Below are 15,415 nucleotides of genomic sequence, written 5' to 3' on the forward strand. Positions count from 1 at the left end.
AATTTATTAAATTTAGCTTATAGATCGAATATTTATAATTACATCAGCCCAAAATCCGATCTAGCTCATCTGCACGCTCCAATATTCGCTTTGCACGAGCTATTGAGGTTGACTGATCATATGATCTAAATAATGTTGCAGCCTGAACGTGCGGAGGACTTTCCGCAAACATTTGATAGACTGCTTTTTGGCCAGCATAAGATGAAGAAGTTAGATCGGCTACTAGATTAAGTACGCGTAACCGATCCTCAGCTTCGACGCTCCCGACTCGAAAATATTTTTTAACTACTCCACCAGTTTCAGAGCTTTCTAAACTTGCACGGTCGGGAACGAGAACAGCGCTTCCCCCCGCTAAGTCTCTCAAGGTATGTATTGCGTGATGATAATTTAGTGCTGCATACATGCGCCCAGCATAAATCTGTGTTTGACCTGGATACATGACACCGTTTTTTCCGACGTAGCAATCTGCTTCTGCACTGATGACATGACCATATATTGTTTGGCGATAAAGCATCAGCTGCGACAACTTCTCTTGAATGCTGGGAATATTTGACAGTTTTGAATGGCCGGTAACCATCAATGCTGCGCCAACAAGCAAATCAGCTTTTGAGAGAGCTCTAATTAAATAACTGTACGCGCCAAATCGGTGCAGATGGGCCCGCAATTCTTGGGCAACCACGGGATTTCGAGAGAAAAATACATCTTGCCAAGGAACAAATACGTTATCCATGACAATCAGTGTGTCAATCTCATCAGCATGATAAGTTAACGGCCGGTCGAACGATGTTGTTCCAGAGGCCATCGACCTGCGACAGATATGAGTAATGTTTGGATGATTTAACGGAACAACGCATGCCACTGCGAAATCTTTATTTTTGTCACCCCAACTGCCTACCGTGGGTTTGACAAACGCAACGTTAGCGTACGATGCTCCCGTTTCAAATTTTGCACCTCGGATCACAATTCCATCATCATTCTCTTCAACTACCCGAACATGCATATCCAAGTCGTCCTGCTCAAAGGGTTGTTTACTTCTGTCGCCCTTTGGGTCTGTATTGGCGCTGGTCATAAACTCTTGAGTGCTCTGCAGTCGTCCTAACCAATGATCGACGGCGGCGGCGTAACGAGCATCATGTTGCTGCAGTATGTCTTTATTGTCATGAAGCGTGAATAAGGCCGACGCAGTTTCATCTCCAAACCTATCCAGAGTCCCTCCGATTTCACTTAAAGCAGCTAGAGTTCCCAACCTCACATGCTCCAAGTCTTCTCTAGTCTCCGGGAATTTATGAAATCGACTGACACGTTCTCCATTCGATGTTGTGGTTAGGTGCTGACCTATTTCGGCATCAAAATGCATATCGTATAGACGTGCGATATTTTCAACCATCGAACGAAAAGCAGGGTGTGTCGTTACGTCAGACACCCTTTCTCCCGAAATATAAACATTCCGCCCGTCCCTAAGACTCTCTTTGTACTGTTCACCGGTTTTCAAACCCATCTCCAGCCTCCTTTGCTAGCGTGTTATACATTATTGTATACAAGATAGTATTTCATGTCAATTTCCTTTTGATTTTTAAAGTTTCCAAGAATTATTCGGCTGAATGCCAACAGAGAAACAGGATTGTTACGACGCAAAGCTCGAATAAGCGACGTAACAAAGATGTGACCTTGTTCCGGTTTCACGTACAGCAGGAATTGCTTGAATTCTTACTGTACGCAGAGCGATGATGAAAGAGAAAAATATCGGCAAGAGGGAGTACACCGAGGAGTTCAAGGTTGAAGCGGTTCGCTTGCTGGAGTCCGTTGGTGTTAATGAAGCAGCCCGAAGACTGGGTGTGCCTACGGCCACGGTGGGCAACTGGGCTCGTCAGGCGCGCAAGGAAGAGTCTGTGACGTCGATGCTCTACCTGGCCTGTCTAAACGCCTCGTCTCAGAGCTGGAGGCCGAGAACAGCCGACTGAGAAAGGAGCTGGCAGAGGCCAAATTGGATGTTGAAATTTTAAAAAAAAGCGACGCCATACTTCGCCAAGGCTTCGCGATGAAGTATGCCTGGATCGAACAAAACCGCGGCCATTACGCAGTTAGCAGTTTGTGTCGCCTTTTGTCGGTATCTCGTTCCGGTTACTGCCAATGGCGAACGCGGCCCCGGAGTTCTCGAGCTAGAGAAAACGCGTCGCTCGATGCTCGAATCGCAGTGATTCATCTTGAGAGCAAAGGCAGCTGTGGCAGGCCCAGAATCATACAGGCGCTGCGCCAGCAAGGCTTGCGTTTTGGCAGCGAGCGGGTACGCCGCAGTCTGTTGCGCCAGGGTTTGAATCCGGTCTACAGACGCCCTTACCGGGTCACAACCGATTCGGACCACAAACTGCCGCTTGCTCAAAATGTGCTCTAAAGACGCGTCGATGGCTGGCATCCGAATCAGGCGTGGGTAGCGGACATTACGTATGTGGCCACCGGTCAGGGATGGCTGTATTTGGCCGCTGTACTTGATCTTGCCACTCGTCGGATAGTCGGCTGGTCGATGTCTGAGAGGATTGATGCCGCGCTTGTCTGCTAAGCCCTGAAGTCTGCCCATTGGCAACGAAAGCCGGCAAAGGGCCTGATCCTGCACACGGATCGCGGCAGTCAGTATGCCAGCCATATGCATCAGAAGCTGGTATCGCAGTATGGCTTCGTGATGTCTATGAGCCGCAAGGCCAATGCTTGGGATAATGCGCCAATGGCTAGTTTCTTTAAAACGTTGAAAGTGGAGAGGCTTTATCGGGTCCATTATCGTGATCGCCAGCAAGCTCGGCTCGATATCGTGGATTGGATAGAAGGCTTTTATAACCGACGACGCCTGCATTCCTCGAACGGGTTTCAGGCCCCAGTTACTGCTGAAGCCATGTTGAAAGCAGCATAACTTGGTATACGTGGAAGCGAGGCAGGGTCATTCCCCCTCGACCTCAATTTGTCGCGCAGAATCAACTGCCACCAATTTGGCGTGTCTACGGGCAGCGGGCCAGCTTCCAACGTATAATCCCAGGCCGCACCCAATTCGCGCCGAAGAATTCCCGCCTGGACAGGCTTGTCGACGAAGCTTTGGATCACACCGAACGCGATCGACCGAGTAACCTCAACGACATCCATTTCTGCTACACCGCCGAGCACCGTGTCGAACGTGCGTCGAATCTCTTTCGCACCTTTCGGCGCCCGGTTGGGGTCGATATGGCCATCCAGGTAACAATTGCAGACTTGGCGAGCCGCCCGCACGCCCGCCCCCTTGCGTTGCTTGGCCGCTTGTTTCTGCACGGCCACTTCGGCTTGTTCGGTACGTGCCTCCATCGCGGGATCCTCACCAGCATCAGGTTGCGTACGTAAGGACTCCCAAGCGACAATAGCAGCAGGAAGAGACATGATAGGCCAATGCCCGATCTTGATTTGACGCATCCGGCCATCCGTCGGGCTTTTATATTTGTACGCCCAGGTGCGCCTGGTTTCGAAAGCTAACAACCGGAGCCCCGGGGCCATCAATGTTAATGTGTTGTTTTGGCTGCAGCAGTTTGGCTGCTATCGCGTCGAATTGCATCCCAGTCCCGGTGTAGGTTTACAAAACCTGCTGAAAAAACCTACGCCAGAATCACCAGTGTAGATAGATTTAGATAGACGTAGATAGCATAACGAATGCAAAACACCGAGCCATTAAAATCCGAGCAGAGTCAGCAAACAAGGGGCATAGTGCCCGAAAGGCCTGCATTTCCAAAGGTTGATGTGTCAGCACACACTCCCATGGTGGAGGAGGAGCAGTTGCTGTCGGGGACAGAAAGGCGAAATTATCTTTTATAATCAATTAGTTAATAAAACTACGCCTTACTTGTCTCTGGCTTGATATGGGCATCGATTGGCATGATTTAGCGACTGAATTGTCCCAAATTTGTCCCAAGAATTTGGTCATCAACGTGGAGCATATTCAAGGGTATGCAGGCATACTTTGCAGCGCTTCGCTGAGGTACGCTGTATTGCCCTGCCGTATGGAATGCCTGCTTCTCATATCCGTCGCATAGTGGAGAATTATTGAACGGAAAAATCCGATGCTAATTACAGCCAGCCTGGTCGATTTCCCCAATCTATCGGGAAGCCTATTTCTGCCAAATGCACCTCTGGGTATTTGGCAAACAGGGCTTTCAACTGTTCTGACCATTCCAGCGGTAGGCCTATTTGTCGCAATAGGTAATTGATAACCGTTGCCACGGCATAGAACGATTTTGAATCGGAAAACCGAATGTCTGCCTTACGATAATCTCTGGGAGCAACGCCAAGCGTCACGCGAAGCAGTTGCCCGCTATGAGCCACCATGTTCCGTACAACTGTCAGAGTATGAATCCACGATTCAAATACTTCAGTCGCATCCACATTGAAGCGCCGACTGATTGCTTTGCGATCATCGGGATTCTTCAGCAACTGATAGGTTCTGGACCAAAGCCCAAAGGTTACGCACTCGCATACTGACCAACTGGGCGGAAGATGCGGTTCGCTGTACCGCGAGAAATAATGCTTCACAAATGTCTTGTCGCGGGCTCGATCTACCTCGGCCTCGATCTTCGCCACAAGCTCAGCTGCGCCCTGCCGCCGCCCTTGCCTGAACAAGTTACCATCCAGGAACCAATGCGGAGAATGCTTCAGACTCAGATGGTTTGCCATCACGACCCGCACCGCAATTTCCAGGCGCTCGACGGCAGCCATGGTCAGGGCTCGCAGCTCTCTATCAAACTCGCAGCGGCTGACAATCTGTTCGAACCGATATCCAGCGGGAAAGTTTTTCGTGACTGGATCGACCAGATGATGCCAGTACCCTTTGAGACGATATCCGCCCACGAAACGCATGTAATTACGCGCTTGCCCACGCTTAAAATCATCCACGACCAACCCCTGCCGCTCCAGCTTCTGGAGAAGCTGCTCCGGCGAGGACGCTGGTTTGCTAAATGGAATGCGATTTATTGCCATGGGCGTAATATGGGCGCAAAAAACCCGCCTTTTGCACGTCTGCGTTAGCAGAACCCTACCCGAAGATAGGACGTGTGGCGGGTGTGTTGAGACTATTCTAACCCAACCAGCCCTCCTCACGCAAACGCCGGAAAGGCCGACAGAAACTGGGGCCAAGCCGTTCGCGGCAATGCCTCTGATGCAAACACAACACGACGTCCTCCGCCCTTCGTGAACCCCCGGTCCCCGCCATGAACGCTTCCAGCATGTGTGGAATCAGTGTCACGGCATCGACCGATTCCCCATAGGTTTGTGCGTGCAGCTCTGCGTAGCGGTCTAGATCGGCCTTCAGGCCAGTCAGACACGGGAAGGTTAACTTAACAGTTTCGGTCTTCGGCAGCGGCCCAAGCCGCTGTTTTTTTAGTCGCGCTCATTGTGAACACCCCCTTGTTGAAGAAAAGCGGTTGGTAAGGCCTCAGCACCAGATCACGGTTGACGATGATGTGCACTGGCAACCCTGAGCGGGTGGTCAACGTAGGTTGGATGTTCATGTTGCGAGCCGCTGCTATCGCTCTAGTTTCTGTGGGCGATGTCTGCCTTGCAGCGAGCTCAGTCATGGACGGGCTGACCGCATTTGGACTTAAAACGGTCACCCAAGCAGTTGCGAAGGACTACATCACTGGCACCTCCACGCATTGGAGCTTAACGTCAAGGTCGAGCTTGCTCCGTTGGCGAAGTCAGGTCTGCAATAGCAGTGCCGCTGACTTATGCTACATGTGCCCGCGCACGCTCGTCACTTTTCTACCTCACTCGATCACATCCGATGCAGCAAACCGGCCTATGCCTCGGCCAAACTGACGGGGATCTTGAGGTAGCGCACGCCGTTGGATTCAGACTCCGGCAAGCGGCCCGCACGGATGTTGACCTGAATGGAAGGCAGCAGCAGCGTGGGAGCCGGAAGTGTGGCATCGCGAGACTGGCGCATCTCGGTGAATGCCTCGGCGCCCACGCCATCGCGCACATGCACATTGCTCTGGCACTGCTCGGCAACGGTCGATTCCCACGCATACTCGGTGCGCCCCGGAGCCTTGTAGTCGTGGCACATGAACAGACGCGTTTTTGGCGGCAACGCCAGAAGCCGACGAATCGACAGGTACAGCATATATGCGCTACCGCCTGGAAAGTCAGCGCGAGCCGTGCCGTAATCAGGCATGAACAAGGTGTCCCCCACGAACACAGCGTCACCGATACGGTACGACACGCAGGCGGGCGTATGGCCTGGCGTATGCATAACCTCTACGGTCAGCGCACCGATGTGGAAGGTTTCGCCATCGCGAAACAGCCGGTCGAACTCGCTGCCGTCGCAGAAAACATCGTCCAGGTTAAACACTGGACGGAAAATCCGCTGTACGTCGCGAATATGCTCACCGATAGCGACAGGCGCACCTGTACGAGTTTTGAGGTAAGGCGCTGCGCTCAGGTGATCCGCATGCGCATGGGTTTCAAGAATCCATGCAATCTGCAGTTCACGCGCATGGACGGCGGCCAGCATGCGATCAGCAGAGGTGGTGGAAGCCTTGCCGCTGCGGTGGTCGTAATCCAGCACCGGATCAATGATGGCGGCTTGGCGGGTGGATGGGTCAGAAACTAGATAGCTCACCGTATTGGTGGCTTCATCGAAGAAGGACTGAATGTCAGCGGCAGGAAACATAACTTGTCCATCCAGGGGTACGGAGTCTTGAATATATATTAGTTTATGCTAAATTAGAAAAATACGAAATAAATTGTGATTGTGACTATGAAAGACAAGCAGTTCCTACAAGACGGAGCGAAGCAGGCGGCTGCCATGTTACGAACCGTCGGCAATGAGCACCGCCTGTTGACCCTCTGTTTACTGATCGAGCATGGGGAAATGACGGTAGGTGCGCTGCATGAATACGTACCCTTGAGCCAATCCGCGCTGTCCCAGCATCTGGCCAAGATGCGCGAAGAGGGCCTAGTGACGTTCCGCCGAGAGGCACAAACGCTGCATTATCGGATCGACAACCCAAACGTGGCCACCCTCATTGCCACACTCAAGGCTATTTTCTGCCCCTGAACCCGACTGTCCGGAGTCAATTTTCATGTCTTTAAAGCCTATTTCCCCCCAAGCAGCCCGAGACCTTATGAATCACGGCGCAATCCTGATCGACATCCGTGCAGCGAACGAATATGCTCGCGAGCACATCGCCGCCGCACGCCACGTCCCCATGGAAGATCTGAAAAGCTCAGCACCGCTCGACGCCACGGCGGGCCTCATCTTTCACTGCCGTTCCGGCAATCGCACACGTATCAATGCTCAGACACTCAGCGCATGTGCGGCCTGCGAGGCTTATGTACTGGACGGGGGACTCGATGCCTGGAAGAAGGCCGGGCTGCCCGTGGTGACAGATACTTCCCAGCCGATGGAGTTGCAGCGCCAGGTGCAGATTACGGCAGGCTCGCTGGTCCTGTTGGGCGCTGTGCTGGGCGCCACAGTCTCGCCCTGGTTTCATGCGCTGTCGGCAACCATCGGCGCTGGCCTGGTGTTTGCTGGTGTATCTGGATTCTGCGGGATGGCCCGCCTGTTGATGCGTATGCCATGGAATCGTAAGGCTGTGGCCGGCTAGGCTAGATACGTCTGCCTCCAGGCATCTTATCACCACGCTCCTGGCTTTCCGACGTTTCTATGTGACTGGCGCACTGCACTCGCAAAAGGCATCAAATCAGCCATTTTTCTCCCTGCTGCTCCATTCGCCACCTCTTCTAAACCCACGATCTCCCGCTATGAACGCCTCCAGCATGTGCGGGATCAACGTCACTGTACTCACGGTTTTCCCGTAAGTCTGCGTGTGTAACGCTGCATAGCGGTCGAGATCGGCTTTCAGGCTGGCCGGACATACGAAGGTTACCTTGACAGTTTCAGTCTTGGGAAGCGGTCCCAGCCGCAGTTTTCGGGTGGTGGTCATTGTGTGACGCTCCCTTGTTGAAGAAAAGCGGCTGGTACGGTCGCAGCACCAGGTCGCGGTTGACGATGATGCGCACCGGCATTCCTGCACGGATAGTCAGTGTCGGCTGGATGTTCATGTTGCGCCGGGTCATCTCTTGGCCGACCTGATTGATGTTGTCCTGGGCGCTGTCGCGTCCGGCGATGATGACGCGGTTGCCGTCCTGCCGGTTTTCCGGCGCGGCCAACTCGGCTCCGACGCCCAAGAGCGTCGTCAGCACGGCACCGCCTATGATGCGATTCCAATGCCAGTCCACATCGTCTTCCAGGCCGGCGAACCCGGTCGGGTCGGCACCAACTAGGTTATCCAGCGTCAATGAGGCCGTATCAGGCAGGATGACCCGATGCCATACGACCTGCACCCGGCTTTGCCCATAGCTGACTTGGCTGTTGTAGCGCCCCAGGATGCGCGAACCTTGGGGAATCAACAGGTGCTTGCCGGTCGCGGAATCATAGACGGGTTCAGTCACGGTGCCGATCACATCCCCCGGAAGGTCAGACTTGATGCCCGTAACCAGCGCAGCGGCGATTACAGTCCCCGCCATAACCTGATACGGCGAGGCCGGCATTTGCAAATCCCCAGAATTACGGGTTTGCGTAGAACCGGATTGCAGGAAGGCTTCTTTCTGGTCTTGCCGGTTCTGTGCCGCAGTGGGATCGGTAGGTTGCGCCTCCGTCGAGGCTGGCCCTGCGGCCAACGGGTCGAACGCAGCTAAGGAATCATCCATTCCGGGCGCGACAGGCATCGCCTGCGCAGCCGTTACCGTGGGCTGGCCGGTGCGGAAGAATACAGGTGAAGCGGCTGCTGCTTCTGCTTCCTTACGCCGCGCTTCGCGTTCGGCAGCTTGCGCGTCAACCCCCGGCGGCGCATAGGTGGCAACCGCCGGCTGCTGACTATTCACGATGGCCGGCCCCAGATCGCCCGGCAGGGGCGGCCCGAGCTCCGGCACATCGGACGGCACGTCCGGGGCCGACAGCATGGAATAGTCAGCGGGCAAGATGTCCAACCCTTCCGACTTGGACACCCGGTCGACGTTGTACAGCTCGGTGTGCTCGCCCGCGCCGCGCCGCTGCGGTTGCAGTGACCAGATGGTGGCACCCAAGGCCGCCGCCGACAGCCCTGCCACCAGGAGGGCGAGCATGCGACGGTTTAGTCGCGTGACGGGCCGTGGCCGTGCGCGCAGCGCCACGGTTTCGGGGGCCACCTTATCCGTCGCCTGTGGCGTGGCTTGTTCGGATCTGTGTTCCTCGCTCATACTCAGTTCCTCCGCGCCACGCCATCGGTACGCTCTATGCGCACCACGTCGCCTCGATCACCACCCAGGCGCAGTTCGGCTGCGCCAAAGAGTCGATCCACGATGTAGTACGGCGAACGGAAGCGATAGTTGACCAGTTGACCGTCGCCCTCAGCACCGATCACAAAGAGCGGTGGCAGCTCCCCTTGAGCAATCCCTGCAGGAAACTGGATATAGACCTTCTGTCCGTCATCAAAGGCGCGCAGCGGCTTCCAGGGCGGATTGCTGCCGCTGACTGCATACCGAAAGCGCAGGCTCTCCAGCGCCAGCCCGGTATCGACGGACGCGCCAGCCTGCGCGGCCCGGTTCTGGCGGTGCAAGGCTAGCATCCGATCCTTCGGGTACTCCCAAGACACCGACGCCATCCATGTCTTTTCGGTGGACGTCAGTTCCAGCAGATAGGTTCGGCGATTGGTGGTAATGACGAGGTTCGTTTTCAGGCCTGAGCGGATAGGCTTGACCAGCACATTCACGCGCAAGTCCGCGCCGCTGCCGCTGGACGTGTCGCCCACGATCCAGCGCACGGTGTCGCCGGCTGCCACCGTCACCAGCTCCTCGCCGGGCTGCAGCGCAATCACCGTTACGCGGCCCACGCCGGTATAGACCTGATAAAGCGCCCCATCGCTATAGGGCCAGACCTGAATGGCATTGACATAACCTTCGCGTGTGGGCGCAATCCGCGCTTCGGCATTGGCGCGGGACACCCGGACGGTTTCATCGGTGGGTTCGGGCGTGGACTTGCCCGCATCCGTGTCCGGCAAGGGTTTCAGTTGCGCCGGCAGCGCCAGCGGTTCGGGCACGGCAATCACTTCGACCGGGCTGGGTGGTTCGGGCAGCAGCTCGGCGGCTACCGGCTCATCGAGCGAAATGGCTGGTGGTGGCTTGCCGTGCGTAGCGCACCCAGCGAGGATGATCAGGGTTAAGGGGGCAACCCACATGCGGACAACATTAATCATGGCTGTGCTCCTTCCGACACGTTCAAATCTCGACTCCAGGACAATCCATGGACATACAGGCCCAAGGAATTCTTTCTCAGTTCGCCCTCTGTTTTCGGCGCCTTATGGACAAGCGTGATGACGGCAGACCAGCGCTGCGTGGACGCAAGAGCGCCGTTGGCGTAGTGCCGTTCAATCCAGCGAATGTTGAAGGTCATGTCGCTGGCTCGAACCACGCTATAGACCTCCACAGTTGTGGACTCCTTACCCACTTTTGCGAAAGGACTGTTCTGCCGTGCATATTCGTTCAGCACGGCGGCACCGCGATCCGTCGTGTAGCGGTAGGCCTCAAGCCAGCTTTCCCTCACGACCACGGGGTCAATAGAAAGCGAGCGAACAAGCTTGATGAAGCGTTCAAGATGCGTAACGATCTCAGCCTCCTTCGGGCTGTAGGGTTCTGTAGCTTTGCCGACCGCCCGCGTATTCCCCAGGCTATCGACCTCCACTACATAGGGAACGATCGTGGACTGCATCGAGCGCCACACCAGGCCACCGGCCATGAATAGCGCGAGCAGCAGGCAGCCGAAGGCCATAAGCCGCCAGTTTTTGGCCTGTACGCGAGCCGAACCGATCCGGTCATCCCAGACCTGGGCGGCGGATTGATATGGGGTTGCAGGTTGCGGTGTCTCGGCATAGCGCACCTGCGGTCGTTTGAAACGCATGGTTGTTCTCCTTATGAATCGGCATCACGAAGGCTCGGACCTTGGCCCGTGCCGCCGCCATCCCCACCGCGTAGAGCATGGGCGGCAGTCGTGGCGGCTTGCGTCAGTTGTTGTCTGCGGTGCAGGCGCTTGGCCCAGGCCGGTTGTGCGGTGCCGGCTGGTTCAGATGACGCAACACCGGACGCACCTATCCCGGCGCCAGAAGCGGAAGTCACCCCCGCCGCTCCTTTAAGGCCGCTACCCGCTGTAGGACCTGTCTGAGAGGCCGACCGGATGCTGCCCACACTTGAACCGATGGAGCGCGCTGCGCCGGATGTCATGCGGACGGCACCCGGGACCATGCGCGCGCCTGCCGCCACCGCACCACCCACCCCTGTGGCGGCCGCACCGATGGCAACCGCAGTCCCGACAGCACCCACGGCGGCACCGGCCATGGAGCCCGCGCCCAACTGCGGCCCGCCGGAGACAAGCCCCGTAGCGATGCCCGGCCCGAATATTCCTAGCGCCAGCAAAGAGAGCGAGGCCAGCATGATGACCAGCGCATAGTCGATGGACGGCTCATCGGGATGCACCTGGAACTCGGCAAACAAGCCGCTGCCAATGCCGACGATCACGGCCAGCACCAGCACCTTTACCCCTGAAGACACCACATTGCCCAGTACCTTCTCAGCAAGGAACGAGGTTTTGTTCCAGAGGGCAAACGGCACCAGCACAAAGCCGGCAAGCGTGGTCAGCTTAAACTCGATCAACGTCACAAAAAGCTGGATGGCGAGCACGAAGAAGCTCAGCACCACCACCATCCAGGCCAGGAACAGCACCACGATGGGGTCGATGTTGGCGAATACTTGGGGAAAGCCCGCCATGTCGCCGATTTGCTCCAGAATCGGCGCGGCGGCATCAATGCCGGTCTTGGCCAGCCGCCCTGGCTGCAGAAAGTTACCCATGCTCAACGACGAGCCCGAGGCCATCAGCCCCAATCCCGCGAACGAGCGGAACAGGATCCCAGCCAGCGCGTTGAAATTGCCGATAATGTAGGCAAAGGCGCCGACGTAAAGCACCTTGCGCAGCAGCTTGGCGATCACGTCATCGCCCTGGCCGCTGGCGTGACCCATTGCCCAATACAGGCCGGCCAGCGTCATGTCGATGACAACTAGGGTGGCGGTGAGAAACGCCACGTCGCCTTGCAGCAGCCCGAACCCCGAGTCGATGTACTGCGCAAAGGTAGCGAGAAAACGGTCGATCACCGCCACGTCGTTCATGGCTCAAGCGCTCCGGTCAGTTGCCGTAGAAGGTCACGGCCTGTGGCGTGTATGGCGTGCCGCTGCCCTGGAAGCGCCGCCGTACTTCACGGGCGCGCTCGGTCACGGCGGCTTGCTGGGCCAGCTCCAAGGCGGCAGCCCGATCCTGGGTAATCTGAAGCTGCTGCGCCTGAATGCTCTGTTTGGCCTGTAAAGCCAGAAGCTGGTTGGTCGCCTGCATGGCCTGCAACGCGCCTTGCGCCGACTGGCTTTGGTTCACCAGATCTGCCAGCGCGCTTTCATCGTCGCGCAGGTTCTGCGAGGCTTGCGCCTGCACCCGCATGGCCGTGTACAAGCCATTAAGCGTGTTCTGCCAGCGCGCCCGCGCATCCTGAGCCATACTGTCGCCGCTGACAGTTGCGGCGTACTGGTCGGGATACAGGCGGGCGAATTCCTGATCCATGTGCGCCACCTCGTAACTGAGCCCCTGCGCCTGGCCGATCAAACGGTCGGTGGCGGCCAGCGCGGTACGCAGACGGTTCACGACGTTGAAATCCAGGCTCGCCAGATTACGTGCCTGATTCATCAACATCTGCGCCTCGTTCTGAAGCTGGCTAATCTGGTTATTGATCTGCTCCAACGTGCGGACGGCAGTCAGCGTATTTTGCGTATAGTTGGACGGATCAAAGACCGTTTTCCAGGCCCAGGCGGGCGAAACAGCGAGTAACGACATCGAAAGCACGACGGCAAGCGATACGGATAGCGCGCGGGTTTTCATGGCAGGTTCTCCAGGGATGAAGGGGAAAGCTCGGGAACGGGCGAGAGACCGGGAAAATCGGGCAGCAGATCGGCAGCCCAGCCCAGACCGCGATGGCGCAGCCAAGCGCCCGCAAAGCCGGGGACCCCAGCGTCTAGCAGGATTCGGTCGATGTCGCGCTGGTCTTGCGGGGTGGACACCCCCGCAAAGGCCAGCGTCGCCGGTCCCAGGTCAAGGTCGAACAGACGATTGCCCAGACGCGATTGGTAGTAGTAGTCGCGCTTGGGTTGGGCGGTGGCGACAATCTCGATCTGTCGGCTATTCAGGCCAAAGCCTTCGTAGATCGTGCGAATCTGCGGTTCGGTCGCCTGTGGATTGGGCAGGAAGATGCGGCTGGAGCAGCTTTCGATGATGGCTGGCGCGATGCTCGAATCCTTGATATCAGCCAAGCTTTGCGTGGCAAAGATGACGCTGACATTCTTTTTGCGCAGGGTCTTCAACCACTGCCGGATACGAGCGGCAAAGGACGGTTCATCGAGAAACAACCATGCTTCATCTAGAATCAGGAGGGTGGGAGCACCATCGAAGCGTTCATCAAACCTGGCAAACAGATAGCGCAGCACCGCCTGCACGGCGGCCGGACTGTGCATCAATTCTTCCATCTCGAAGCCCTGCACGTCGGCCATGCCCAGCCGGTCATGGTCGGCATCCAGCAGCTTGCCGTGTGAGCCGCCCAGGACATAGGGCGCAAGCGCTTGGCGCAATGTGTTCGATTGCAGCAGCACGGAAAAACCCGTCAACGTGCGCTGCTCCACCGGCGCACCTGCGAGGCTCCCCAGCGCCGACCAGATGGCGACTTTATCGTCGGGGCTGACGGCCATGCCTTCGTGCAGCAAGCGACCTTCGATCCATTCTGCGGCCCAAGTGCGGTAGCCGTCGTGGTCAATGCGCGCCAACGGCTGAAAGGCAATCTCACCATCATTGCCAAGGTCATAGTGCTCCCCGCCCAGGCCCAAGATGGTGGCGCGCATTGAACGGCCCATGTCGAAGGCGAAAATACGTGAACCGCGATAGCGGCGAAACTGCTTGGCCAGGACGGCCAGCAGCACCGACTTGCCCATGCCGGTCGGTCCTGCGACCAGGGTGTGGCCCACGTCGCCGATATGCGTCACCAGCCGGAATGGTGTGGCGCCTTCGGTGCGCGTGATAATCAGCGGGGGGCCGTCCAGATGGTTGTTTTTCTCCGGTCCAGCCCACACTGCTGATACCGGCATCATGTGCGCCAGATTCAATGTAGACACAATCGGTTGCCGTACATTTGCGTAGGCGTTGCCGGGGATGGACGAGAGCCAGGCATCCACAGCATTCAGCGTCTCAGGAATCGTCACAAAACCCCGGCCCTGGATGACGCGTTCAATCATGCGCAGCTTTTCATCGGCCGCAGCGGGTTCGGCATCCAGCATCGTCACGGTAGTGGTGACGTAGCCAAAGGCGACTTGATCACTGCCCAACTCCTGCAAGGCAGCATCTGCATCGGCGGCCTTGTTGCTGGCATCGGTATCGACCAGAGGCGACTCCTGCTGGAAAATCGTTTCCCGCAGCAGCGCCACGACATTTTTGCGCTTGGCGAACCACTGACGACGTAGGCGGCGCAGCTCCTTTTCCGCCTCGGCTTTGTCCATACAGATGAAGCGCGTACTCCAGCGATAGGCAAAACCAAGCCGGTTAAGGTCATCCAAAATGCCCGGCCAGGTGGACGTCGGGAAGCCCCGCACCGATACCACGCGCAGATGTGCGTCGCCCAGTGTCGGTGCCAGCCCACCCACCAGTGCGCAATCGCTCAGCAGCGCATCCAGATGGAACGGCACTTCCGGCACACCGATGCCGTAACGCCGTGTCGAGATGGTGGAATGCAGGTACGCGAGCGTCTGGCTGTCATCCAGCCAGCCGATTTCTGGCATCACGCTATCAAGTAGATCAAAGACGCGATCCGTTTCCGCTACGAATGCGGCCAGCCGCTCACGCCAGTCCACGCCTTCGGCGGGACGGTTCTCATAGAGCAGCCCCGCTGCGCGGGCGCGAGACTCCTCGGGTGGGAGGAACACGAACGTCAAGTAATAGGCACTCTCGAAGTGATTCCCAGCCTCTTCGAAGGCGGCGCGGCGCTCCTGATCGACCAGCCAGGACAGGGCTTCAGGAAAGTCCGAATGGGGGTAGCCCGCCGCCGGGCGGCGCTCTGCCTCAATGAAAAGCGCCCAGCCCGACCCCAGGCGCCGTAGTGCATTGTTCAAGCGCGCCGTCGTGGCGATCAGCTCGCTTTGGGTCGCGCTATCCAGATCAGGTCCGCGAAAACGAGTCGTGCGCTGAAAGGAACCATCCTTATTCAGCACGATGCCCGGCGCAACCAATCCGGCCCAGGGCAGCCAGTCTGCCAGCAAGGCGGGACGCTGGCGATATTCGGCAAGGTTCAGCATGACGGTA

14 protein-coding genes and 2 pseudogenes are annotated in these 15,415 nt (G+C 57.1%); 3 read left to right on the forward strand and 13 right to left on the reverse strand.

The window, feature by feature from the left end:
- Positions 1-43: 43 nt before the first annotated feature.
- Positions 44-1,498, reverse strand: a complete 1,455-nt coding sequence (locus ERE07_RS01575; RefSeq protein WP_130007116.1) for a 4-hydroxyphenylacetate 3-hydroxylase family protein — start codon at positions 1,496-1,498, stop codon at positions 44-46.
- 226 nt (positions 1,499-1,724) lie between these two features.
- On the opposite strand from ERE07_RS01575, the pseudogene ERE07_RS01580 reads away from it, so the two are divergent.
- Positions 1,725-2,902, forward strand: a pseudogene (locus ERE07_RS01580) (IS3 family transposase).
- On the opposite strand, the gene ERE07_RS01585 reads toward ERE07_RS01580, so the two are convergent.
- The 5 genes and pseudogenes from ERE07_RS01585 to ERE07_RS01605 all read right to left on the reverse strand — a co-directional run bounded on the left by ERE07_RS01585 (position 2,860) and on the right by ERE07_RS01605 (position 6,673).
- Positions 2,860-3,510, reverse strand: a complete 651-nt coding sequence (locus ERE07_RS01585) for an integrase arm-type DNA-binding domain-containing protein (RefSeq protein WP_342366231.1) — start codon at positions 3,508-3,510, stop codon at positions 2,860-2,862. The pseudogene ERE07_RS01580 and the gene ERE07_RS01585 sit on opposite strands and share 43 nt — an antisense overlap.
- Before the next feature lie 567 nt (positions 3,511-4,077).
- Positions 4,078-4,899, reverse strand: a complete 822-nt coding sequence (locus ERE07_RS01590) for an Abi family protein (protein WP_164878368.1) — start codon at positions 4,897-4,899, stop codon at positions 4,078-4,080.
- A 181-nt stretch (positions 4,900-5,080) separates the two neighbouring features.
- Positions 5,081-5,362, reverse strand: a complete 282-nt coding sequence (locus ERE07_RS22295) for a DUF2274 domain-containing protein (protein WP_118994250.1) — start codon at positions 5,360-5,362, stop codon at positions 5,081-5,083.
- Positions 5,340-5,519, reverse strand: a pseudogene (locus ERE07_RS21915) (hypothetical protein); the annotation flags it as partial. The gene ERE07_RS22295 and the pseudogene ERE07_RS21915, both read right to left, overlap by 23 nt.
- A 281-nt stretch (positions 5,520-5,800) precedes the next feature.
- Complete coding sequence (locus ERE07_RS01605) at positions 5,801-6,673, reverse strand: MBL fold metallo-hydrolase (RefSeq protein ID WP_118994249.1); 873 nt, start codon at positions 6,671-6,673, stop codon at positions 5,801-5,803.
- A gap of 87 nt (positions 6,674-6,760) precedes the next feature.
- Here ERE07_RS01605 and ERE07_RS01610 point away from each other — a divergent pair, with 87 nt between their 5' ends.
- The gene (locus ERE07_RS01610; RefSeq protein WP_228255684.1) at positions 6,761-7,060 is read left to right on the forward strand and encodes an ArsR/SmtB family transcription factor; all 300 of its coding nucleotides are present in this window, start codon (positions 6,761-6,763) and stop codon (positions 7,058-7,060) included.
- 25 nt (positions 7,061-7,085) lie between these two features.
- Positions 7,086-7,610: a rhodanese family protein gene (locus ERE07_RS01615; RefSeq protein WP_118994247.1), complete on the forward strand. Its 525-nt coding sequence runs from the start codon at positions 7,086-7,088 to the stop codon at positions 7,608-7,610.
- A gap of 96 nt (positions 7,611-7,706) precedes the next feature.
- Here ERE07_RS01615 and ERE07_RS01620 read toward each other — a convergent pair whose 3' ends face one another.
- The 7 genes from ERE07_RS01620 to trbE are packed head-to-tail and all read right to left on the reverse strand — an operon-like array spanning position 7,707 to position 15,408.
- Entirely contained in the window at positions 7,707-7,949 is a 243-nt protein-coding gene (locus tag ERE07_RS01620; RefSeq protein ID WP_118994246.1) for a DUF2274 domain-containing protein, read from the reverse strand.
- Complete coding sequence (locus tag ERE07_RS01625; RefSeq protein ID WP_118994245.1) at positions 7,903-9,243, reverse strand: TraB/TrbI/VirB10 family type IV secretion system protein; 1,341 nt, start codon at positions 9,241-9,243, stop codon at positions 7,903-7,905. The genes ERE07_RS01620 and ERE07_RS01625 overlap by 47 nt, the downstream gene beginning before the upstream one ends.
- Before the next feature lie 2 nt (positions 9,244-9,245).
- A complete protein-coding gene (gene trbG, locus ERE07_RS01630) occupies positions 9,246-10,238 on the reverse strand; it encodes a P-type conjugative transfer protein TrbG (protein ID WP_118994244.1) in 993 nt (330 codons plus the stop codon).
- Positions 10,235-10,939 (reverse strand): conjugal transfer protein TrbF, encoded by a 705-nt coding sequence (gene trbF, locus ERE07_RS01635; RefSeq protein ID WP_130007118.1) that lies wholly within the window; start codon positions 10,937-10,939, stop codon positions 10,235-10,237. The genes trbG and trbF overlap by 4 nt, the downstream gene beginning before the upstream one ends.
- 11 nt (positions 10,940-10,950) lie before the next feature.
- Positions 10,951-12,198 carry a P-type conjugative transfer protein TrbL gene (gene trbL / locus ERE07_RS01640; protein WP_118994242.1) on the reverse strand — a complete coding sequence of 416 codons (1,248 nt, stop codon included), beginning with the start codon at positions 12,196-12,198 and terminating at the stop codon, positions 10,951-10,953.
- Positions 12,199-12,214: 16 nt separating this feature from the next.
- Positions 12,215-12,955 carry a P-type conjugative transfer protein TrbJ gene (trbJ, locus tag ERE07_RS01645; RefSeq protein WP_118994241.1) on the reverse strand — a complete coding sequence of 247 codons (741 nt, stop codon included), beginning with the start codon at positions 12,953-12,955 and terminating at the stop codon, positions 12,215-12,217.
- Positions 12,952-15,408, reverse strand: coding sequence for a conjugal transfer protein TrbE (gene trbE / locus ERE07_RS01650; RefSeq protein ID WP_118994240.1), 2,457 nt, complete (start codon positions 15,406-15,408; stop codon positions 12,952-12,954). Before trbE ends, trbJ begins: the two co-directional genes overlap by 4 nt.
- Positions 15,409-15,415: the final 7 nt, after the last annotated feature.

It is taken from the genome of Allopusillimonas ginsengisoli, assembly GCF_004153455.1.
Classification (GTDB): Bacteria; Pseudomonadota; Gammaproteobacteria; order Burkholderiales; family Burkholderiaceae_B; genus Allopusillimonas; species Allopusillimonas ginsengisoli.

Bases quoted from the DNA above. Each gene is read 5' to 3' on its own strand.
- trbF (WP_130007118.1), bottom strand. From the start codon at position 10,939: ATGCGTTTCAAACGACCGCAGGTGCGCTATGCCGAGACACCGCAACCT.
- trbE (WP_118994240.1), bottom strand. From the start codon at position 15,408: ATGCTGAACCTTGCCGAATATCGCCAGCGTCCCGCCTTGCTGGCAGAC.
- trbJ (WP_118994241.1), bottom strand. From the start codon at position 12,955: ATGAAAACCCGCGCGCTATCCGTATCGCTTGCCGTCGTGCTTTCGATG.
- trbL (WP_118994242.1), bottom strand. From the start codon at position 12,198: ATGAACGACGTGGCGGTGATCGACCGTTTTCTCGCTACCTTTGCGCAG.
- ERE07_RS01605 (WP_118994249.1), bottom strand. From the start codon at position 6,673: ATGTTTCCTGCCGCTGACATTCAGTCCTTCTTCGATGAAGCCACCAAT.
- ERE07_RS01615 (WP_118994247.1), top strand. From the start codon at position 7,086: ATGTCTTTAAAGCCTATTTCCCCCCAAGCAGCCCGAGACCTTATGAAT.
- ERE07_RS01575 (WP_130007116.1), bottom strand. From the start codon at position 1,498: ATGGGTTTGAAAACCGGTGAACAGTACAAAGAGAGTCTTAGGGACGGG.
- ERE07_RS01625 (WP_118994245.1), bottom strand. From the start codon at position 9,243: ATGAGCGAGGAACACAGATCCGAACAAGCCACGCCACAGGCGACGGAT.
- ERE07_RS01620 (WP_118994246.1), bottom strand. From the start codon at position 7,949: ATGACCACCACCCGAAAACTGCGGCTGGGACCGCTTCCCAAGACTGAA.
- ERE07_RS01585 (WP_342366231.1), bottom strand. From the start codon at position 3,510: ATGGCCCCGGGGCTCCGGTTGTTAGCTTTCGAAACCAGGCGCACCTGG.
- ERE07_RS01610 (WP_228255684.1), top strand. From the start codon at position 6,761: ATGAAAGACAAGCAGTTCCTACAAGACGGAGCGAAGCAGGCGGCTGCC.
- trbG (WP_118994244.1), bottom strand. From the start codon at position 10,238: ATGATTAATGTTGTCCGCATGTGGGTTGCCCCCTTAACCCTGATCATC.